General features: G+C 70.2%; 18 protein-coding genes. 8 read left to right on the forward strand and 10 right to left on the reverse strand.

The features are described 5' to 3' along the window. The first annotated feature begins 123 nt into the window (after positions 1-123). The 4 genes from KW843_RS19125 to KW843_RS19140 all read left to right on the forward strand — a co-directional run bounded on the left by KW843_RS19125 (position 124) and on the right by KW843_RS19140 (position 4,063). The gene (locus tag KW843_RS19125; protein ID WP_218296757.1) at positions 124-1,713 is read left to right on the forward strand and encodes an RNA polymerase factor sigma-54; all 1,590 of its coding nucleotides are present in this window, start codon (positions 124-126) and stop codon (positions 1,711-1,713) included. 91 nt (positions 1,714-1,804) lie between these two features. Continuing rightward, on the forward strand, positions 1,805-2,287 hold the full coding sequence (locus tag KW843_RS19130) for a thioesterase family protein (RefSeq protein ID WP_218296758.1): 483 nt from the start codon (positions 1,805-1,807) through the stop codon (positions 2,285-2,287). Further along, the gene (locus KW843_RS19135) at positions 2,284-3,588 is read left to right on the forward strand and encodes a class I SAM-dependent RNA methyltransferase (protein WP_218296759.1); all 1,305 of its coding nucleotides are present in this window, start codon (positions 2,284-2,286) and stop codon (positions 3,586-3,588) included. Before KW843_RS19130 ends, KW843_RS19135 begins: the two co-directional genes overlap by 4 nt. Beyond that, positions 3,578-4,063 carry a putative toxin-antitoxin system toxin component, PIN family gene (locus KW843_RS19140; protein WP_218296760.1) on the forward strand — a complete coding sequence of 162 codons (486 nt, stop codon included), beginning with the start codon at positions 3,578-3,580 and terminating at the stop codon, positions 4,061-4,063. Before KW843_RS19135 ends, KW843_RS19140 begins: the two co-directional genes overlap by 11 nt. Positions 4,064-4,396: 333 nt before the next feature. On the opposite strand, the gene KW843_RS19145 is transcribed toward KW843_RS19140, so the two are convergent. Genes KW843_RS19145 through KW843_RS19155 form a run of 3 tightly spaced genes read right to left on the reverse strand, consistent with a single transcriptional unit; the run spans position 4,397 to position 7,390 of the window. Continuing rightward, entirely contained in the window at positions 4,397-4,825 is a 429-nt protein-coding gene (locus KW843_RS19145; RefSeq protein ID WP_218296761.1) for an N-acetyltransferase, read from the reverse strand. A gap of 13 nt (positions 4,826-4,838) precedes the next feature. Next, on the reverse strand, positions 4,839-5,651 hold the full coding sequence (locus KW843_RS19150; protein WP_218296762.1) for a hypothetical protein: 813 nt from the start codon (positions 5,649-5,651) through the stop codon (positions 4,839-4,841). Beyond that, the gene (locus tag KW843_RS19155; protein WP_218296763.1) at positions 5,648-7,390 is read right to left on the reverse strand and encodes an FMN-binding glutamate synthase family protein; all 1,743 of its coding nucleotides are present in this window, start codon (positions 7,388-7,390) and stop codon (positions 5,648-5,650) included. Before KW843_RS19155 ends, KW843_RS19150 begins: the two co-directional genes overlap by 4 nt. A gap of 157 nt (positions 7,391-7,547) precedes the next feature. Here KW843_RS19155 and KW843_RS19160 point away from each other — a divergent pair, with 157 nt between their 5' ends. Then, the gene (locus tag KW843_RS19160; protein WP_218296764.1) at positions 7,548-8,372 is read left to right on the forward strand and encodes a YecA family protein; all 825 of its coding nucleotides are present in this window, start codon (positions 7,548-7,550) and stop codon (positions 8,370-8,372) included. Positions 8,373-8,483: 111 nt separating this feature from the next. Here KW843_RS19160 and KW843_RS19165 read toward each other — a convergent pair whose 3' ends face one another. Next, entirely contained in the window at positions 8,484-10,361 is a 1,878-nt protein-coding gene (locus tag KW843_RS19165; protein ID WP_218296765.1) for a cyclic nucleotide-binding and patatin-like phospholipase domain-containing protein, read from the reverse strand. Positions 10,362-10,579: 218 nt separating this feature from the next. Then, entirely contained in the window at positions 10,580-11,473 is an 894-nt protein-coding gene (locus KW843_RS19170) for an alpha/beta fold hydrolase (protein WP_218296766.1), read from the reverse strand. Positions 11,474-11,910: 437 nt separating this feature from the next. On the opposite strand from KW843_RS19170, the gene KW843_RS19175 reads away from it, so the two are divergent. Continuing rightward, a complete protein-coding gene (locus KW843_RS19175) occupies positions 11,911-13,182 on the forward strand; it encodes an IPTL-CTERM sorting domain-containing protein (protein ID WP_255594826.1) in 1,272 nt (423 codons plus the stop codon). Positions 13,183-13,312: 130 nt separating this feature from the next. Here KW843_RS19175 and KW843_RS19180 read toward each other — a convergent pair whose 3' ends face one another. The 4 genes from KW843_RS19180 to KW843_RS19195 form a co-directional block, all read right to left on the reverse strand. Beyond that, complete coding sequence (locus tag KW843_RS19180) at positions 13,313-13,840, reverse strand: CinA family protein (protein WP_218296767.1); 528 nt, start codon at positions 13,838-13,840, stop codon at positions 13,313-13,315. Further along, positions 13,837-14,367 (reverse strand): phosphatidylglycerophosphatase A, encoded by a 531-nt coding sequence (locus tag KW843_RS19185; RefSeq protein WP_218296768.1) that lies wholly within the window; start codon positions 14,365-14,367, stop codon positions 13,837-13,839. The genes KW843_RS19180 and KW843_RS19185 overlap by 4 nt, the downstream gene beginning before the upstream one ends. Positions 14,368-14,531: 164 nt before the next feature. Continuing rightward, positions 14,532-16,208 (reverse strand): DUF4139 domain-containing protein, encoded by a 1,677-nt coding sequence (locus KW843_RS19190; RefSeq protein WP_369643602.1) that lies wholly within the window; start codon positions 16,206-16,208, stop codon positions 14,532-14,534. Positions 16,209-16,275: 67 nt separating this feature from the next. Beyond that, positions 16,276-17,160: a LysR family transcriptional regulator gene (locus KW843_RS19195; protein WP_218296769.1), complete on the reverse strand. Its 885-nt coding sequence runs from the start codon at positions 17,158-17,160 to the stop codon at positions 16,276-16,278. A gap of 135 nt (positions 17,161-17,295) precedes the next feature. On the opposite strand from KW843_RS19195, the gene KW843_RS19200 reads away from it, so the two are divergent. Together KW843_RS19200 and KW843_RS19205 are read left to right on the forward strand one after the other, a co-directional pair. Then, positions 17,296-18,336 carry an NAD-dependent epimerase/dehydratase family protein gene (locus KW843_RS19200; protein WP_218296770.1) on the forward strand — a complete coding sequence of 347 codons (1,041 nt, stop codon included), beginning with the start codon at positions 17,296-17,298 and terminating at the stop codon, positions 18,334-18,336. Positions 18,337-18,375: 39 nt separating this feature from the next. After that, entirely contained in the window at positions 18,376-19,554 is a 1,179-nt protein-coding gene (locus KW843_RS19205; RefSeq protein ID WP_218296771.1) for a twin-arginine translocation pathway signal protein, read from the forward strand. Between the two features lie 120 nt (positions 19,555-19,674). Here the strand turns inward: KW843_RS19205 and KW843_RS19210 are convergent, their stop codons facing one another. Beyond that, positions 19,675-20,028, reverse strand: a complete 354-nt coding sequence (locus tag KW843_RS19210) for a hypothetical protein (protein WP_218296772.1) — start codon at positions 20,026-20,028, stop codon at positions 19,675-19,677. Between the last annotated feature and the right edge of the window lie 93 nt (positions 20,029-20,121).

A 20,121-nucleotide genomic window follows, 5' to 3' on the forward strand; every position in this document is an offset into this window, starting at 1 on the left:
GGCGTTCGCGCCTTGGGGCGGCCCGGCGGCGCGGTACGGTACCCCCACGCTCCCCGCTGCGCGTGGTTCGCTGCCCCCCGAGGGGGCCTTCGCGCCTTGGGGCGGCCCGGCGGCGCTCAATCAATGAAACCTGGACTCTCGCTGCGCGTCTCGCAGCATCTTGCATTGACCCCCCAGCTTCAGCAGTCCATCCGGCTGCTGCAGTTGTCCACGCTGGAACTCTCGCAGGAAGTCGAGCAGATGCTCGACGAAAACCCGTTCCTCGAACGCAACGCCGACGAGGCGCCGCGCGAGGAGTTTGGCCTGGAAGCCGCCGATACGCCGGCCCAGGCCGACGACTACAGCGCGGATGATGCTATTTTTTCAGGAGCTACCAGCGCAAGCAGTACCAGCGCTGAGGCTCAAAATGATGCTGAAACACCGAGCGCGGGCGCCGACGAGCCCGACTGGAGCGGCGACGGCACGGTGGAGATGGCGCCCAACGACGCCGAGTGGGGCGGCGACGCCCCCGCCCGCAACCGCAACGACGCCGAAGGCGACGAGGCCGACGCCACCGAGCTGGCCCGCACGCACGAATCGCTGACCGCCTTTTTGCACCGACAGGCGCTGGCGCTGCGCCTGTCCGAGATCGACCGCGCCGCGCTGCGCTTCCTGATCGAATCGCTCAACGACGACGGCTACCTGGAGGATCCGCTCGAAGAGCTGGCCATCAGCCTGGCCGGGCCCGACGACCTGGAGCAGATCGAGGAACTGGTGCACCGCTTCACCGTGGCACAGCGGCTGCTGCAGAGCCTGGAGCCCGTGGGCGTGGGCGCGCGCGGCCTGGCCGAGTGCCTGACGCTGCAGCTCAAGGCGCTGGCCGCCGACGAGGACAGCGACATCGACCCCGACACCGTGCAGACCGCGCTGCGCGTGTGCCAGCAGCCGCTGGAGATGCTGGCGCGGCGCGACGTGCGCCGCCTCACGCAGGCCTGCGGCGACAGCGAGGAGCGCACCCGCGCCGCCATGGCGCTGATCGCCCGGCTGGAGCCGCGCCCGGGGCGCCGCTTCGCCGACGTGGAGCGCAACATCATCATCCCCGACGTGATCGTGCGCAAGGCCGGGCGCGCCAATGGCCGCGACGGGCAGCACAACTTCATCGTGCAGCTCAACCCCGACGTGATGCCGCGCCTGCGCGTGCACGACATCTATGCCGGCGCCCTGCGCGGCCACAAGGGCGGCGAGGGCCACCAGGGCATGCAGCAGCGCCTGCAGGAGGCGCGCTGGTTCATCAAGAACATCCAGCAGCGCTTCGACACCATCCTGCGCGTCTCGCGCGCCATCGTGGAGCGGCAGAAGAACTTCTTCACCCACGGCGAACTCGCGATGCGCCCGCTGGTGCTGCGCGACATCGCCGACGAGCTGGGCCTGCACGAGTCCACCATCAGCCGCGTGACCACGGCCAAGTACATGGCCACGCCCATCGGCACCTACGAGCTCAAGTACTTCTTCGGCTCGGGCCTGGGCACCGAGACCGGCGGCAATGCGTCGAGCACCGCCGTGCGTGCCCTCATCAAGCAATTCGTGGCCGCCGAGAGCCCGACCAAGCCGCTGTCCGACAGCCAGATCGCCGAGATGCTCAAGGAGCAGGGCATCGAGTGCGCGCGCCGCACCGTCGCCAAGTACCGCGAGGCGCTCAAGATCGCGCCGGCGAATCTGCGCAAGGCGCTGTAGGCGCCGTGCGGGCGTGTGCGCGGCGCATGCGCCTGGTGGCCCGTTTTTCCGCTCCGTTGCCGTCTTTCCCCCTTACTTCGCCACCCCGTCCATGGCCCGCATCGTCTTCGACCTTCCCGCGCACTTCGGTTTCGCCACCGAAATGCAGATCTACATCAGCCACGTCAACCAGGGCGGGCACCTGGACAACGCGCAGCTGCTGAGCCTCGTGTCCGAGGCCCGGGTGCGGTTTTTCCAGTCACTCGGCTACCCCGAGGCCGACGTGGGCGGGCTGTCCATCGTGGTCGGAGACATCGTGGCGCAGTACAAGTCCGAGGGGTTCCACGGCGAGACCATGCGCGTGGAGATGGCGCCTGCGGACTTCAACCGCTATGGGTTCGACCTGGTCTTTTGCATGACCGAGAAGACCTCGGGCCGAGAGGTGGCGCGCGGCAAGATCGGCATCGTTTTCATCGGCAAGGCCGGCCGCAAGGTGGCGCCGATCCCGGACTCCATCCGCCAGTTGCTGCTGGCCCGTGCCGGCGCGCCGGATTCACACGCACTTTCCGAGCGCGTATCCTCACCATCGTCATGAATCAACTCCAACTTTTTCTCCCTTGCGCCGCCGGTGTGGAGGGCTTCCTGGCCGACGAGGTGCATGGCATCACCGGCCTCACGGGGCAGGATCTGCTGGTGGGCCGGGGCGGCGTGCTGCTGCGCGCCTCGTGGCGCGACGCGCTGCTGCTGAACCTGCACAGCCGCCTGGCCCAGCGCGTGCTGGTGCAGCTGGCGCACCGCCCGTACCGCTCCGAGAACGACCTCTACGCCGCCGCCAGCGACGTGGCCTGGGAAATCTGGTTCACCACGCGCCAGACCTTCAAGGTCGAGGTGACCGCCCAGCACAGCCCGCTGCAGAGCCTCAATTTCGCGGGGCTCAAGGTCAAGGACGCGGTGGCCGACCGCTTTCGCGCCAAGAGCGGCGTGCGCCCCGACGTGAACACGCAGTGGCCCGACGTGCGCATCCACCTGCACCTGACCACCGACGAAGCCACCATCTACATCGACACCTCGGGCGAGCCGCTGTTCAAGCGCGGCTGGCGCGAGGACAAGGGCGACGCCCCGCTGAAGGAGACCCTGGCCGCTGCCATGATCGCCGCCAGCGGCTGGGACCCCCACGGCGACAACCCCCAGCCGCTGTACGACCCCTGCTGCGGCAGCGGCACCATCGCCATCGAGGCCGCGCAGATCGCCTGCCGCATTCCGGCGGGCAGGCTGCGCCGCTTTGCGTTCGAGAAACTGCTGCCCTACCAGGCCCATGTCTGGTCTGCTATTAAAAATGAAGCTGAAGGCGCAATACAGACAAGCGCTGTACCTATTTTCGGCAGTGACGTCGCCTTCCGGATGGTGGATTTCGCCGAGCGCAATGCCGAGCGCGCCGGCGTGGCGGGCGCCGTGCAGCTGCGCGGAGGCGATGCGCTGCAGCGCATGCCGCCGTGCGAGCAGCCCGGCGTGATGCTCCTGAACCCCCCGTACGGCGAACGCATCGCCGCGGCCGGTGCCGCGGGCCGCAATGCCAGCGAGCGCGCGGCCGACCGTGCCCAGGGCCTGGCCGTGGGCCGTGAAGAAGCCCATACCGACGATGGCGGCGAGTTCTTCAGCCAGCTGGCCGCGCACTGGAAGAAGAACTACAGCGGCTGGACGGCCTGGATGCTCACGCCCGACCTCAAGCTGCCCGGCAAGATGCGCCTGAAGGAGTCGCGCCGCGTGCCGATGTGGAACGGCCCCATCGAATGCCGCATGTTCCGCTTCGACATGATCAAGGGCGCGGTGCGCGACCGCGGTGCCAAGGCGCCGCCCCAGGCGCCCGATGCCGGCGGCCCGCGCGATGCGGGTTGAGCTTTCGCTGCCCGCCGAGGCCGCTGAGGGCGAGCCCGCGCGCCCCGTGGTGGTGGACACCAACGTGGCGCTGGACCTGCTGATCTTCAGCGACCCGCGTACCGCGCCGCTGCGCACGCTGCTGGCCCAGGGGCGCCTGTCATGGATCGCCACGCAGGTCATGCGCGATGAGCTGGAGCGGGTGTTGGCCTACCCGCACATCGCAGAGCGCATGGACTACTACCGCGTGGACGCGGCGCAGGTGCTGTCCGCGTTTGATGTGCAGGTGCAGCTGGTGGATGTTGCGCCCAAGGTGGCCTATGTGTGCAAGGACGCGGACGACCAGAAGTTCATCGACCTGGCCGCCGCGCACCGGGCGATTTTGCTGAGCAAGGACAAGGCGGTGATTTGTATGCGCAAGCGGTTGTTGAGCTTGGGCGCGGATGTGGCGACGGAGTTGGTGCTGGAAGAAGCGTCCGTCGCTGCAGTGGCTTGATGCGGCCGTCACTGGAAGGATCGGTATGGGACCATTGGGTTTTCTAGTCCTCTCAGGCTTCTTCGCGTACCTTGCATTCGATGCGCGTCAGTTCGAGCGAACGTCGGACCATACGATCTGGGCTGTACCGCCATCTTCTGGTCGGGCTGTCGGAGTGGACCCCCTGTCACGCGCTGAACAGGAGGGGCTGCAGGCGAACAAGTTCACTGCCATCGGTGGCATTCCTGGCCTCTGCTGGGCCTTTGTTGTGCTCTCGCTGGGGTGTCTAGGCGTGGCCATCTGGCTGTGGTTCGTCTAGCGCTTCTGAAGATCCAGTCTCCCTGCCCGGCGACATCAAGGTGCGAGTACCTTCTTCATGTACACCAGCTGAAAGCCCTGGATGTAGTTGTCGATGTGTCCGAACTCCTCATAGCCCTGCTTGAGGTAGAAGCCCCGCGCTTGCCATTCAAAGGTGTTCAGCGTCGCGCTGTGCGCACCCAGCTCGCGGGCTTTCTGTTCCGCTGTGGCTAGCAGGTTTCGGCCCAGCCCTTGGTGCCGGGCCGATTCGTCGACAAACAGAAGTTCCACATTCAGCCACTGCAGAAACACGAATCCGCGCAGCCCGCCCAGCAATTCACCCTTGGTGTCACGTGCGCTCACCCACACTGGCTGCGTCTGGCCGTATTCGCCAACAAATCCGTAGTTGAACTGCCGCATCCGGCGGCCGAGGACGCCGGAGTGGACTTCTTCTGCTGTGGGGGTGTAAATCTCATAGTCGTTCATCGCGCTAGTCTTGTCATGCCAACAGGTCATACGCCGCCCGCACCCGCTGCAAGTCCCGCCCCAGCTTGCGGCTCGCAGGCAGTTGCCGCATCCACCCCATCCGGCGAACGCTGGTCGCCAGCACCTCCCGCATCTCCGTGCTCCCCTGCGCCACCCACGCCGCCCAGCGCTCGCGCCCCTCGCCCAGCGTGCCGCTCTGGTGCAGATAGATGGCCGTGGAGTGCGCATAGCACAGCGCATCGCGCACATGGCATACCGGCAGCGGCAGCACGGACGCAGGATCGTCCTCGAAGTCGATGCAGGCCACTTCGCCATCGGGGCAGCGCACCAGGTTGCGCGCAAAGGCCTGGCTCAGGCACGTGCCCTGGCGGTGCACATGGGCGAGTGTGTCCAGCCCCTGTTGCCACAGCGCCAGCACGGCCGCCGTGTCGCCCGCCTGCACGGCATGGTCGATCTCGTTGCCCAGCGAATGGGTCTCCTCCCCCGTGCGGCCCAGGTGCCGCATCGCGAAGCCATCTCGCTGCGCGGCCAGCACCACGGGCACGCGCACACCCCGCGCCGCCAGGTCCGTGAGGCGCCGCACCTCGGTGGCGATGGCGGCGGTGCCGCCGGGGTTGGGCACGGGGCGCAGCACCGGGAGCCGCAGCAGGCCGGCCAGCGCGGCCATGGCGCGGTAGCGCCCCGTGCCGTGGGGCGCGCCCGCGCGCTTGATCCAGATCTGTTCGCCGCCCAGCACGTGGGCCATCACGGCGTGGGGCTGCGTGGCCAGGTGCTGCTGCAGGAAGGCGCCGTAGTCGGCGGTGGCCCCGGGGGTGTCCATCGTCATACGGCCGCGTCCCCTGCCACCGCGGCGGCGGTGCCTGCCGCCGCCGCATGGACCAGCTCCACATGGTGCGGGATGGAGGGCTCCAGCGCGGGCTCGCTGGCCTGGAAGCTGTGCGCGCTGGCCAGGGGCCAGTACAGGCGGAACACGTTGTGCTGCGCGTCCAGCGGGCCCAGCAGCGCGCCGGGCAGCATGCGCGTGATGAGGTTGGACAAGAGGCGCACCTCGGTGTCGCTGATGCGGCGCACGATGTGGTGGGCCGTGATGTCCTTGGGGTGGGTGAGGCCGGCGGCCTGCACCAGCTCCTGCAGCGCGTGCAGCGTGCTGCGGTGGAACTGCGCCACGCGCGTGGCCTTGTCGGGCACCACCAGGGCCTGCTGGCGCAGCGGGTCCTGCGTGGTCACGCCCGTGGGGCAGTGGCCGGTGTGGCAGCTTTGCGCCTGGATGCAGCCCAGCGCCATCATGAAGCCGCGCCCCGCGTTGCACCAGTCGGCGCCCAGCGCCATCATGCGGGCGATGTCGAAGGCGCTGATGACCTTGCCCGCGCAGCCGATGCGCACGCGGTCGCGCAGGTTCACGCCCACCAGGGTGTTGTGCACCAGCAGCAGGCCCTCCTGCAGCGGCGCGCCCACGTGGTCGCTGAACTCCACCGGGGCCGCGCCGGTGCCGCCCTCGGCGCCGTCGACCACGATGAAGTCGGGCGTGATGCCCGTGACCAGCATGGCCTTGACGATGGCGAACCACTCCCACGGGTGGCCTAGGCAGAACTTGAAGCCCGTGGGCTTGCCGCCCGAGAGCGTGCGCAGCCTGGCGATGAACTGCATCATCTCCACCGGGTTGCGGAAGGCGCTGTGGCTGGCGGGCGAGATGCAGGCCTCGCCTTCCTTCACGCCGCGCGCGGCCGCGATCTCGGCCGTGACCTTGGCCCCGGGCAGCACGCCGCCGTGGCCGGGCTTGGCGCCCTGGCTCAGCTTCAACTCGATCATCTTGACCTGCGGGTCGGTGGCGTTGGCCGCAAAACGCTCTTCGCTGAACGTGCCGTCGGGATTGCGGCAGCCGAAGTAGCCCGAGCCGATCTCCCAGATCAGGTCGCCGCCGTGCACGCGGTGGTGCTGGCTGATGCTGCCCTCGCCCGTGTCGTGCGCGAAGCCGCCCTTCCTGGCGCCCTGGTTGAGCGCCAGGATGGCGTTGGCCGACAGCGCGCCAAAGCTCATGGCCGAGATGTTGAACACGCTCGCGTGGTAGGGCTGGGTGCAGGGCGAGACGGACCGCGATGGCGCGTCCGGGCTGCCGCCGATCCACACGCGAAAGTCGTGCGACGGCAGCTGCGTGGGCGCGAGCGAGTGGTTGACCCATTCGTAGCCCTGCGCGCCCACGTCCAGGTGGGTGCCGAAGGGGCGGTTGTCCGGGTCGCCCTTGGCGCGCTGGTACACCAGCGAGCGCTGCGCGCGCGAGAACGGCGCGGCCTCGCTGTCGCTTTCGATGAAATACTGGCGCACCTCGGGCCGCACGTATTCGAGCATGAAGCGGATGTGGCCGATGACCGGGTAGTTGCGCAGGATGGCGTGGCGCGACTGCTGCAGGTCGTACACGCCCACGGCCACCAGGGCGGCGAACACCAGCACCACGGGCAGTCCCACGCTAAAGGCCACCAGCGCGAACAGCGACAGCAGCAGCCCGAAAACGCACAGCGCGAAGGCCGTGTAGCGCACCGGGTACAGGGAGTTGAGTTGGTGGATCATGGGGGTCCTGATTCTGCGGGATGCCGGGCGCCAGGCGGCGAGAGGGCTACACTGGCCGCCTTTTCGCAGGCCCGGCCGCAAGCGGCGGACCTGCGCAGCATCATAGAAGTAAAAAATTGTTCTTCTTCGCCCCTGAGCGATTGACCGGAGCCCTGCCATGACCGATACCACGCCTGCCGCCGCCCCCCTGGGGCTGGGCCCCGACGAACTCGAAGAGATCGACAACATCCTGGACGACCTGCGTTCGCGCGGCGAGGAAATCCCGCAGTGGGAGTTCTGCGACGGTTTCATGACCGCCGTGATCTGCAGCCGCCGCCCCATCGCCCCCGCCGAATACCTGCCCATGCTGCTGGGCGACGGCGCCGAGCTCGATGTGGCCGAGGGCGAGCCCCTGCCGCTGCTGCCCGCCTTCGCGGATGCCGCCCAGCAGGCGCGTTTCCTCGCGCTGTGGGACCGCCGCTGGAACGAGATCGTGGCGCAGCTGGACACCAAGGTCGAAACGCTGGATGACGACCGCACCTTCCAGCCCGAGGCCATGGACATGCGCGGCGCGGTGGCCAGCCTCACCGACGAGCAGCGCGCGGAGATGGGCGACGACCAGGAAATCCCGTCCTTCGGCCAGGTCTGGGCCCTGGGCTTCATGTTCGCCGTGGAGAACTGGCCCGAGGACTGGGCCGCCCCGCGCGACAAGGAGGCCGCCCGGTGGCTGGACGACGCGCTGGACAGCATCGTCGCGCTGACCGAGGACGACACCGGCAAGCCCGAGGTCTGCATGTACAGCGAGGACGGCCCGCCCAGCACCAGCCAGGCGCGCGTCGAGGCCTTCGGCGAAGCCATCTGGGCCGTGTACGACCTGCGCCAGATCTGGAAGAGCATGGGCCCGCGCGTGGAAACGGTGCGCAAGGCCCCCGAGCCGGGCCGCAACGACCCCTGCCCCTGCGGCAGCGGCAAGAAGTACAAGAAGTGCCACGGGGCGGCCTGAGTTCCGGTCTCCATGGGCTGGATTGCTATTAAATGAATAGCAATTGGCGCTTGTCACGCAGGCGCCACGGCCTTTTTTGATTTGAAACCCGCGCACCGCGCGGGCTGCTTCTCAGGCCGCCCGCAGCCCGCCGATGCGCTGGCGGCGCACGGCATCCAGCGCGTCGAGCACCTCGGTACCGTGCGCATAGCCCTGCTGCACGATCTGCTCGAAGCGGTTCCACTGCAGCATGCCCACGCGGTCCATGGGCGGGTTGAAGTACAGGTCGGTGAGCTGCTGCGACTGGCGCTGGCGCGACATGCTGTACAGGATGGTCACGTTCATCAGGTAGCTCGCCAGCGACGGCAGCCGGTAGCGCCGCTTGGCGCGCGGCCGCAGCTTGTCGCGCAGCAGGGCCCAGCTCGTGGGCACGTCGTCCAGGTCGATGCGCCGGGGCTTCCTGAAGTTCAGGTCCACGCCGATCACCGTGCCCACGCCGCGCATGCCGCGCATCACGTCCACCGGAAAGTTGTTGAACGTGCCGCCGTCGCACAGCAGGTCGCCCTCGTGCACCACGGGCGGCAGCGCGCCGGGAATGGAGATGCTGGCCAGCAGCGACTTCACCAGGCTGCCCCGGCGCACGACCTGCTCGCTTGCCTTGGAGTAGTTGGTGGCCACGCAGTAGTAGTTCTTCCACAGGTCCTCGATCTGCGCGGGGAAGCCCACCAGCCGCTCCACGGCCGCGTGCAGGATGTGGCGCAGGCGCCGGCCCTTGATGAGCGACAGCAGCGGCAGCAGGTTGAAGTCGCCCGTGGGGTTGGTGCGAAAGGCCTCGCGCGCATTGGCCATCACGGCCTCCAGCGGCTGGTCGGAGGCGACGTACGCCGCCATCACCGAACCGATGCTGGTGCCGCCCACACAATCGATCTCCACGCCTTCTTCCTGCAGCGCGCGGTAGACGCCCAAGTGCGCGAAGCCGCGCGCGCCGCCACCGGCCAGCACCAGGCCCACGGCCGTGCGGCTCTGGATGCGGGCCAGGCGCGCCATGTCGCGGTCGAGGGCGGGGCGCACGTGCAGATGGTCGGCCACGGGGCGGCGGTCCAGCCAGCGCTGGGTGCCTTGCGGGCACCGGGTGCCGGCCGGGTGCAGCAGCACCAGGATCTCGGCGGCCTCGGCCAGCGGCGCGCGGCGCAGCAGGCACTGCTCCTCGATGGCGTGGAGGGCGGGCTCGGCCTGCGCGTCGGCCAGCAGCAGCAGCTCGTCGCAGTGGCGGCTCACGCGGCGGGTCCAGGGCGTGGGCTCGGGGTCGGCCACCAGCAGCACGAAGTCGTTGCGCGCCTCGATCTCGTCGAGCAGCATGGCGATGCGCCGGTTGGCCGTGGCGTCGGCGCCCTCGCGCTGCGCGATGCCGGCCTCGCGCAGTTCGGCGTCCACCGTGGCGGAATCCACCACGCGCACGCGGCCGATGAGGCCCAGCTGGCGTGCCATGCCCTGGCCGAAGCCCTGCAGGTCCACCCCGGCGCTGATCGGCAGCAGCCCCATGGCCACGGGGCGCTCCAGCGCGGCCACGTTGGCGGCCGTCCCGGATTGCAGGCGCTGGATGATCTGGCGCGTGAGCGCGATGGACACCTGCGCGCTGCTGGCCAGCAGGGTCTTGAACACGTCCTTGGTCAGGCGCACCAGCACCGAGTCGCGCACGGCCACCACGGTCGCGGCGCGGGGGGCATCGGTGAACAGGCTGATCTCGCCGATCACCTGGCCGCGCCCCATGTCGGCCACGCGGCGCTGGTGGCCGTCGTCGCCACGCACATAGGCGCGCAGGCGGCCGCTCACCGTGAGGTACATCGATTCGCCCGGCTCGCCCTGCGCCATCAGCGTGCTGCCGCCGGGCACCTCCACCCATTCCAGGTGGGCCCGCAGCAGCTCCAGCGCCTCGGGCTCGATGCCGTGCAGAAAGCTGCGCAGGTGCTCGGTGAGCAGTTGGTTCTGGGTGGCGGTGAAAGGGGGCATGGTCGCGCAATCGGCAGGGCTTGTTTTGGGGGGGCGCTGCGGAAAACGGGGTGCCTGCGCACAGGCCTTCGCAACGGATTCCGCAGCTGCGAAGCGGCGGATTCTAGGAACGCCGGAGCCCCTGCGCGTGCCCGGCGGCAGGCGCCGGCCGGGGCCTGCGTGAACAAATGCACGCCTGCCGCGGCGATTGTGGTCCGTGCCGGCCCGGGCCCGCGCCGTCAGCGCATGAAGGCGCGCAGCGCGCCGGCCGTGGCCTCGGGCAATTGCTCGGGGATGAAGTGCCCGGCGGGCACGGCCTGGCCGGTCACGGCGCCCGCGCACTGCGCCTGCCACAGCGCCAGCGGATCGAACAGCCGGTGCACCACGCCGTGCTCGCCCCACAGCACCAGCGTGTCGCAGGCGATCTTCTCGCCCTGCGCGCGGCCCGTGCGGTCGTGGTCCAGGTCGATGCCCGCGCTGGCGCGGTAGTCCTCGCACGCGGTGTGGATGGCCTCGGGCGTGCAAAAGCAGCGCTCGTAGTCGGCCAGGGCCTGGGGTTCGATGTGGGCCAGGCCCGCGCTGCCCCAGCCGCCCAGCTTGGCGTGCAGGTAGGCGCGCGCGTTGCCGCCGATCATGGTCTCGGGCAGCGGCGCGGGCTGGATCAGGTGGAACCAGTGGTAGTAGGCCCGCGCGAAATCCATGTCGGTGCGGGCGTACATGTCGAGCGTGGGCGCGATGTCGATCACGCACAGCCTGCGCACGCGCGCCGCGTGGTCCAGCGCCAGGCGGTGCGCCACGCGGCCGCCCCGGTCGTGGCCGCACAGGAAGAACGCCTCATGGCCCAGCGCCGTCATGACCTCGGCCATGTCCTGCGCCATCGCGCGTTTGCTGTAGTTGGCGTGGCCGGGCAGGCCGGGAGCGTGCGACGAGTCGCCATAGCCGCGCAAATCGGGCATCACCAAAAAGTAGTCGTGCTGCAGTTGCTGCGCCACGCGGTGCCACAGCGCATGCGTTTGCGGAAACCCGTGCAGCAGCAAGAGCGGCGGCCCCTCGGCGTTGCCGCCCGTGCGCACAAAGATATCTGCCCCGCCCGTGGCGATACGTTGGGTGTTGAATCCTTGGAACCAGTGCATGGTGTGCGCCGCGAATGAGGTGCGCCCATGCTACACCGCAGCGCTGCAGCGCAAGAGCGCGCTGACGGTGGACGCGGTGATGGGTGCGCGCGAGGGGCGCGTTGGCGACCGGGTGCCCCACCTCGCGCCCCGGGCCGCCGCCGGATCGTCTTTGCTTACGTAAAGTTACACTGGCGGCCGGCGCGCGCGGTGGCACCCCGGGGTGTCCGCATGCAGCCGGCAGCAGCCTGGGGCGCGGTGCGCGGCAGCCCCGCGTGGCACCGGGTTTTTCCTCGCAGGTTCTGAATTCCACCGGTGGTTCGGCAAGGTGCTCGGCGCAAAAAAAGAAACAGGCCCTGTGGGCCGAAAAAGGAATGGTTGTGGGTACGACAGAGATGGCCTGTACAGGCGGGGCGGGGCTTGGGGTGGGCGTGATTTCAAGGGGGCGGGGCCGGCTGATGGCACGGCTGCTGCTGCCGTGGTGCCTGTGCCTGGCGGCACCGTTTGTGCTGGCGGCTCCGGCGATGGTATCGGTCGTGCCCAGCGACTCCCCGGTGTCGGGCGGTGACGCCTTTCATTTGACGGTGACCTACGACGTCGCCATGGACACCGCCGTCACTCCGGTCATCTCGTTTCCCACGGCGGGTGAAGACCCCGGGGCGTTTCTGGTGCCCACCACCTCGACCTGGCTCGATGCCACGACGTTCCGGCAGAACTATGGCACCGCCAGCATGGTCGTGAACATCAGCCCGGTGGACGTGGCGGTCAGCGGCGCGAAGGACGCCGTGGGCGCGGTCCAGTCCCCCGGCTTTCAGGCCGACGTGTTCGAGATTCTCTACATCCCTCCCCCGCATGTCGTCGACATGAAGGGTGTCGTCGATGGCGGCATCCTGGTGCACCCGGCCGGCAGCGGCCATGTCCTCACCGACGCCGACATCGGGAAAACCGTCACATTCGTTATCCGGTATGACATTGCCAGCGACTATGGCGGGTGCCCCAATGGGGTGCCGCTCAACTATCTGTGCACGAACCTGGTGTTCACCAACACGGGTGGCACGCCGCTCACGCTCGGCAATGTCACATCCACATGGGCGAACCGCAACCGCTACATAGTGACCTGGACGATTGCCGATGGCGACGAGCAGTTCGACAGCATCAACGTGCTGATCGCCGGCGGCGTGGGGCGCAAGGACGACCCCGACAACAAGAACACCGATTTCGAACTCACGGGCGTGTTCAGCATCGACACCAGGAACCCCAGCGTCCTGGCGGTCGCGCCCAGCACCGCCGTATTGCGCAGCGACCTGACCACGCAGCGGGGCGGCAGCATTCTGCGCGCCGGGGAGCTCTTCACGCTGACGATCACTTTCAGCGAACCCATGGACACCGCCAGCACGCCGGTGTTGAGCTTCCCCAACCAGCCGGGGCTGGCTGCCGTACTGACGCCCACGGGCGGCAGCTGGACGGACAGCACGCACTACGTGCAGAGCTTCACCGTGGGCGCGGGCAATCTGGTGCTCCCGGCGGTCGACGTGCAGGTGACGGGAGCGCGCGACGCCCACGGCAATCCGCAGAACCTGGGCCTGCTGTCGGGGGTGTTTGCCGTGGCTCTGGGGGCGGCCATGGCCGTGCCCACGCTTTCGTCGTGGGGGCTGGTGCTGCTGGCAGGTCTGCTCGGGCTGGCAGCGATCCCTGCAAGGCGGCGCGGTGTTTTTCGCGGCCGCGCATAGGCCGACCCGCCTGCGGGCGCCGTCTCGTGCGGATGTGCGTTCAACCGTATAGCCCAAGCGGAAGCCGCAGGCAGTGCGGTACCGCGGCAACGCGAATCAACGGCGTGAGACGGCGCAAGGCAACGCCGCCTCAGGCGGGCAACCAGGCCAGCAGCCGCTGCAGCGCATAGCGCACCGTGGCCGTGCGGATGGCGGCGCGGTCGCCCGCAAAGTGCTGCATCTCGCTGTGGGTTTCGCCATTCACGCACCAGGCAAACCACACCGTGCCCACGGGCTTGGCGTCGCTGCCGCCCGTGGGGCCGGCCACGCCCGTCACGGCCAGGCTGACCTGCGCCTGCGAATGGGTGAGCGCTCCGTCGGCCATGGCGCGGGCCACGGACTCGCTCACGGCGCCGTCCTGTTCGATCAGGGCGGCGGGCACACCCAGCATGTCGACCTTGGCGGTGTTGGAGTAGGTGACAAAACCACGCTCGAACCACTGGCTGGAGCCCGCCAGGTCGGTGCAGGCCGCCGCGATCATGCCGCCCGAGCAACTCTCGGCGGTGGCCAGCAGGTGGCTGTGTTTCAGCAGCCGCAGGGAAATTTGCGTCAAATTGGCCTCCAGCGCTGATGTATCAAGCGCCAGCAGCTCTTCATTCGATAGCGATGCGGTTGTCATAGGAACCTCCACAGTGCAATGGCCAGCAGCGTGCAGAAGGCTGCCACAAAGTCGTCCCACAAGATACCCCAGCCGCCGCGCCAGCCAAAGCCCTTGAACAGGCTGTCGGCCCAGCCCACGGGGCCGGGCTTGGCGGCATCGAAGAAGCGGAACAGCGCGAATGCCGCGAGCTGCCCCCACCAGCCCATGGGCATGGCCAGCCAGAGCACCAGCCAGAAGGCCACGATCTCGTCCCACACGATGCTGCCGGGGTCGGCCACTGCCATGTTGCGGGCGGTGGTGGTGCAGGCCCACCAGCCCACCACGGTGCTCCCTGCAATCAGCAGGCCCATGTGCCGGGGCGACAGCCATTGCTGCAGCACCAGGTAGCTCAGCCAGGCCCACAGCGTGCCCACGGTGCCCGGCGCCACGCGCGACAGCCCGGCGCCAAAACCCAGGGCGATGAAGTGGGCCGGGTGAGAAAACATGAACGCCACGGTGGGGCGCCGGGGGGCGGGTGTGTGGGCGGAAGGAGAGCTGGGGGTCATATCAACAATCAACGGTGCTTCGTGCAACCCACGGCGTATGGAGCTGGCGCGCACAAGGCCAGCGTACCTGTGAAACTGGCTTTGCCAGGCCACCGGGTGCGTCCCCTTCCCGCGCAGCGAGAGAGGGGTGACGGCGCGAGGCGCCTCAGGGGGGGGCTCATCATTTACTGGCGCTCTTGCAGCTCCACATCCTTGGGATACCGGATCGTGTGCTCGGCGCTGAACTGCGCCGTGGCGCCCGCGCCCAGGGCCTGCTGCCAGGCCACGGTGCCGGGCGTGCGGTTCCAGGCCATGTCGGCGGGCTGGGGCTGGTAGCGCGATTCGACCTCGATCTTCTCGTTGCGCGAGACCGGCGCGGCATGCAGCACCTGCAGCGTGATGCCGGTCTTGTGGCGGTTTTCCACGCTGTAGGCGCGGCGGGTCTTGCGCTCGGTGCGCGAGCCGGTGAAGCCCGTGCTGCCGGTCAGGTCCTGCGCGGGCTCGGCCCGCACCGTGACCAGTTCATCGCGGCCGAACGACAGGCTGGTGCTGCCCGCCGGAGCGCCCGGGCTGGGCGTGCCGAAGTCGATGCGCCCGCTGCCCACGAACGCGCCGTCGCGGTACAGGCCCGCCGGGCCCGCGGGCCACACGCCGGGCGGCTGGGCGATGTCGGCCACCAGGTAGGCGGCTTCTTCCACGGCGGGGGCCGTGCGGGTGATCAGCGTGGCGGGCGCGGCGTGGCTGCCCAGCGCCAGCGTCACGCGCTGGCCGCTCGATGGCACGGTGATGCGCTGCGGCACCGCGAATTCGGTGGCGAAACCCTTGTCGGTGGCGCTCACGTCGAACGTGGGCATGGCCTCCTCGGCCACATTGCGCGCGCGGGCCGCGGGCGCGGGGGCGGGCGGGGCCATGGCCATCATGGGGGCCGCCGCGGCCACGGGCTGCGGCGGCGGTGCCACGTCCAGCGTCCAGGCGCGCGGCAGGCGGCCCTGGGTGGCGCGGCCGGGCTGGCCGGTGGAAAGGGTCAGCTGCACGTTGCCCCAGTCCTCGCCGCTGTTTTGCGCCACCAGCGCCTGGCGCTCGACCAGCACCTTGGCTTGGCCGGCGTCCAGCGTGGCGCGGTAGGTGGGCTGCCAGCCCGGGCCGCGCACCTGGTAGGACAGGCGCAGCTCGGCCTCGCGCTCGGTGGCGAGGTTGATGGTGACGGACACCACCCGCGCGCGCTGGCTGGCCACGCGCTCGCGCTCGGCCACCAGGGGCTTGAGCGCCAGTTCCAGCGATTCCTGCTTGCGCTGGAGCTGGTGCGCGCGCGCAAAGCTGTCCTGCCCGGACTTGCGCAGCACCTCGGCCGTCGCGGTGATCTGCGCGGGTGCGGGGGCGAGGCCGCCGGTGCGGCCCGCCGCCGCCGCATCGCCGGGGGCGGGCCCCGCGTGGGCCACGCCGCGCAGGTAGCTGTCCACCAGCTGCAGCGCCGAGGCCTCGGCCTTCACGCCGGCGATCTGGTCCTCCAGCTCGCGGATGCGGCCGTCCAGGGGGCTGGCGCAGGCGGCCACCACATCGCGGTCTTCGGTGAGCACATTGAACTCGCCCACCCGCACGCCGGGGTCAGCGTTGATCTGCAGGCTTTGCGCATCCAGCGACGCGGGCAGGCAGGCCAGCGTGAGGCTGCGCGCGCCGGCGGGCACCTTGGCCACCCGCTCCACGGTGGCGCTGCCCGGATAGACAGTGACGCGCGTGATGCGCGAGGTGTCCTGGGCCAGGGCCGCCGGGGCCACGTTGCACAGCACGGCCAGGCCGGCCAGGCACGCGTGCCGCAGCGGGCGTGGAGCGCGCAAGCGCAGGGCGATGGGGAAGTGGATCACGGGGTTCCTCGGGCGCGGTGGACAAACGGAAATGGGATGCTAGCAGCCGTGTGGCGTTGCCGGATGCTCACAGCATCCCCGGGACCTCGTGCGCCAGGAAGTCATACACGGCGCGGATTCTGCTGCTGGTGCGGATCTCGCGGTGGACCGTGAGCCAGATGGGCAGCTCGGGCAGGGGCAGCAGGGGCAGCACGGCCACCACCTCGGGATCGGTGCGGGCCAGGTAGCGGCCGACGAAGCCGATGCCCAGTCCCGCGCGCACGGCCGCCCAGTAGGCCATGAGATCGTCGGTGCGGAAGGCGAAATGCTGGCGTTCCACCGGGTAGCCCATGGCCGCGAAGCCCTGCGGAATGTCCTCGTGCCGGTCGTTGCCGATCAGCTCGTGCTGAAGCAGGTCGGCCGGCTGGCGCGGCACGCCCTTGCGGCGCAGGTAGTCGCGGTGGGCGTAGGCGCCCAGGGTCACCGCCCCGATGCGCCTGGCCACCAGGCTGGCCTGGCTGGGGCGCACCATGCGCAGCGCGATGTCGGCCTCGCGGCGCAGCAGGTTGGTGACCTCGTTGCTGGCCACCAGCTCCACCTGCACCTCGGGCAGTGCCTGCCGCATGCGCGCGAGCACGGGGGGCAGCAGCGCGCAGGCCACGGGCTGGCTGGCGGTGATGCGCACGGTGCCGCTCACCCCGGCCTGCGCGCCCGACACGCTGCGCGCGAGCTGGTGCGCGCCGGCCTCCATCGCGCGCGCCGATTCGGCCAGCTGGAGCGCCGTGGCCGTGGGCAGCAGCCCGCGCCCGGTGCGCTCGAACAGCACCACGCCCAGCTGTGCCTCCAGCTCGGCGATGTGGCGGCCGATGGTGGGCTGGCTCGCGTTCAGCACGCGCGCCGCGCCCAGCAGGCTGCCCTGGTCGAGCGCGGCCAGGAAGGACTGCACCAGGCTCCAGTCGAAGGTCTGATTCATGGGGCGGCGGCGTGCTCCGGTTTCTGCGGGCCTTGCTATTCAAAAATGAATTGCTGATATGAAAAGTTAGGCAATTGTGTAGTTCGCCGCGCATTTCCACAATCACCCCATTCCTTCTTTTCACAAAGGCCCCCAATGACCACCAGCGCCACGCCCAGCACCGCCGCCCCGGCGGCTTCCACCGTGCTGATCCTTGGAGGCCGGGGCCGCCTGGGGCAGGCCGCCGCCCGCGCTTTCGCCCAGGCGGGCTGGCAGGTGCTGGCGCAGGTGCGGCCGGGCGCCCAGGGAGCGGCGCTGCCGGCCATCCCCGGCGTGTGGTGGCTGCCCGCGGCGGTGCAGGACACCCCCGCGCTGGCGGCGCAGGCCCGGGGCGCCCAGGTGGTGGTGCATGCGCTCAACCCGGCCTACACGCACAAGGCCTGGCGCGACGAGGCGCCCGCCCTCATGGAGGCGGCGGTCGCCGTCACGCGCACGCTGGGCGCCACGCTCATGCTGCCCGGGAACGTCTACAACTTCGGCGAGGGCATGCCCGCCGTGCTGCGCGAGGACACGCCCCAGGCCGCCACCGGCTTCAAGGGCCGCCTGCGCGTGCAGCTCGAGCAGCGCCTGGCCGCCGCCACGCGGGACGGCGGACTGCGGGCGGTGGTGGTGCGCGCGGGCGACTTCTTTGGCAGCGGCACGGGCAGCTGGCTCGACCAGGCCATCGCCAGGGAGCTGCCCCGGGGCCGCATCACCTGGCCCGGCCCGCTGGACGTGGCCACGCCCTGGGCCTACCTGCCCGACCTGGCGCGTGCCTTCGTGCGCGTGGCCCAGGAGCGGCATCGCCTGGCCGCCTTTGAATGCCTGCATTTCGCGGGGCACCACGCCAGCGCCCGGCAATGGCTGCACAGCTTCACGGCCATTGCCGCGGAACAGGGCTGGCTGCCCGATGCCGGCGCGCTGCGGGTAGGGCGGCTGCCCTGGCCGCTGCTGCGCATCGCGGGCGCCGTGGCGCCCACGTTCGCCGCGCTGGCGGCCATGCGCTACCTGTGGAGCATGCCGCACCGGCTGGACAACACGCGCCTGCGCGCGCTCATCGGCGATGAACCCCACACGCCCTTCGACCAGGCGGTGCGCCAGGCGCTCGCCGACCTGGGGCTGCTGGCGCCGCAGGCGCGCCGTGCCGCGCTGGCCTGACCCGTGTCTGCCTTTCTCACCCCTCCAAGGAGCGTCTCCATGCATCGCCGCAACTTCATTCGATTGGCCGGTGGTGGCACCATCGCCGCCGCCACGGGCACGCTGGCCGCGTGTGGCGTGGCCGGCCCGCACTACCCCGCCGAGGCGGTCGAGGCCTGGCAGGGCCCCGTGGGCGAGACCGAGGTGCGCCGCCGCGCCGTGGCCTACGCCATCACCGCGCCGAACCCGCACAACCTGCAGCCCTGGGTGGTGGACCTGCGCGAGGACGGCGTGATTACCCTGCGCACCGACCGCGAGCGCGTGCTGCCGCACACCGACCCGCTGGGCCGACAGATCCTGATCGGCCACGGGGCGTTCCTGGAGCTGCTGGTGCTGGCATTGGCGCAGCAAGGCGCGGGCAGCGAGGTGCAGCTGTGGCCGCAGGGCCCGCTGCCCGAGGCGCTGACCGCCTGGGACGACCGGCCCGTGGCGCGTGTCACCCTCCAGCCCGCGGGCCAGCCCGATCCGCTGTTTGCGCAGGTGCTGCAGCGCCGCACGCCCAAGAGCGACTTCGACACGGCCCGCCCCGTGGCGCCCGAGGTGCTGGCCGCGCTGCTGGCCAGCCAGCGCCCCGGGGCGCCGCTGCAGGCCGGGGGAACGGTGGACGATGCCCGCCTGGGGCCGCTGCGCGCGCTGTGCTGGGAATCCGCACAGGTCGAGCTGCTCACCCCGCGCACGATGATGGAGAGCATCCACCTCACGCGCGTGGGCCCCTCCGAAATCCTGCGCCACCGCGACGGCATCTCCCTGAACTCGCCCTTCGTGCGGGCGGTAGCGGCGCTGGGCATGTTCGACCGCACGGCGCCGCCCGCCGAAGGCAGCGCGGCCTACAAGAGCGCGATGGGCCGCTTCGAAGGCCACAGCCGCACGGCCATGGGTTTTGTGTGGATCGCGGGCGGTAACACGCGCGCCGACCAGGTCCAGGCGGGCCGGGCCTACGCGCGCCTGCAGCTGCGGGCCACGGCGCTGGGCGTGGGCATGCACCCCATGAGCCAGGCGCTGCAGGAGTTCGCCGAGATGGCGCCGCACTACGAGCGCGTGCACCAGCTGGTGCTGGGGCGGCCCGCGCCGCGCAGCGCGGACGATGCCACGGTGCAGATGTTCTGCCGCATCGGCTACCCGCAGGGCGAGGTGCCCGCCACGCCGCGCCGGCCGCTGGCGCAGTTCGTGCGCGCCTGAGCGGGGCGGTCGCCGCGCAAGGAAGGCCTGTTTGCCGGCTGGCTGGTTGGCTGGAGGGCCGGGGCGGCTTCCCGTTCCCGCCGGGCGGCGGCGTCGAACCGGGGCTTCGCGCGCGGCGCGTCAAGCGGGAAAGGGCGGCCCGTGGGGCTGCAGGCACATGGGCGTTTCGTCGAAGGCCAGCCAGCCCAGCGTGTCGCACAGCGCCTGCACCCACGCGGTGTAGTCGGTGCGCAGCGAGCAATGCATGGCCAGCGGGCCTTCGGAGACGTTCTCGGGAAGGTGGAACTCCACCCCGTGGCCCAGCACCGTGGCATGGCCCCAGGTGGGCAGGGCCCATTCCAGCCCCGGCAGCACCTGGGCGAGCGATGCCTTGATGTGCTCGATGTCGCGCAGCACCAGCACGGTGTCGGGCGAGAGGTCCTCCGTGCGCAGCGGCAGCCGGGCGGGTTGAAAGAACAGGTAGGTGTAGGCCATGGGGCGTGATGTTGCACGCTGCGGGCCTGGCGTTGCAAAAGCCCGCAGGGCGCCGCGTGAACTATTGCGCAGCGCGGCCGCTTTGGCGCCTGG

It is taken from the genome of Acidovorax sp. sif1233 (assembly GCF_019218755.1).
Lineage (GTDB): Bacteria > Pseudomonadota > Gammaproteobacteria > Burkholderiales > Burkholderiaceae_C > Acidovorax.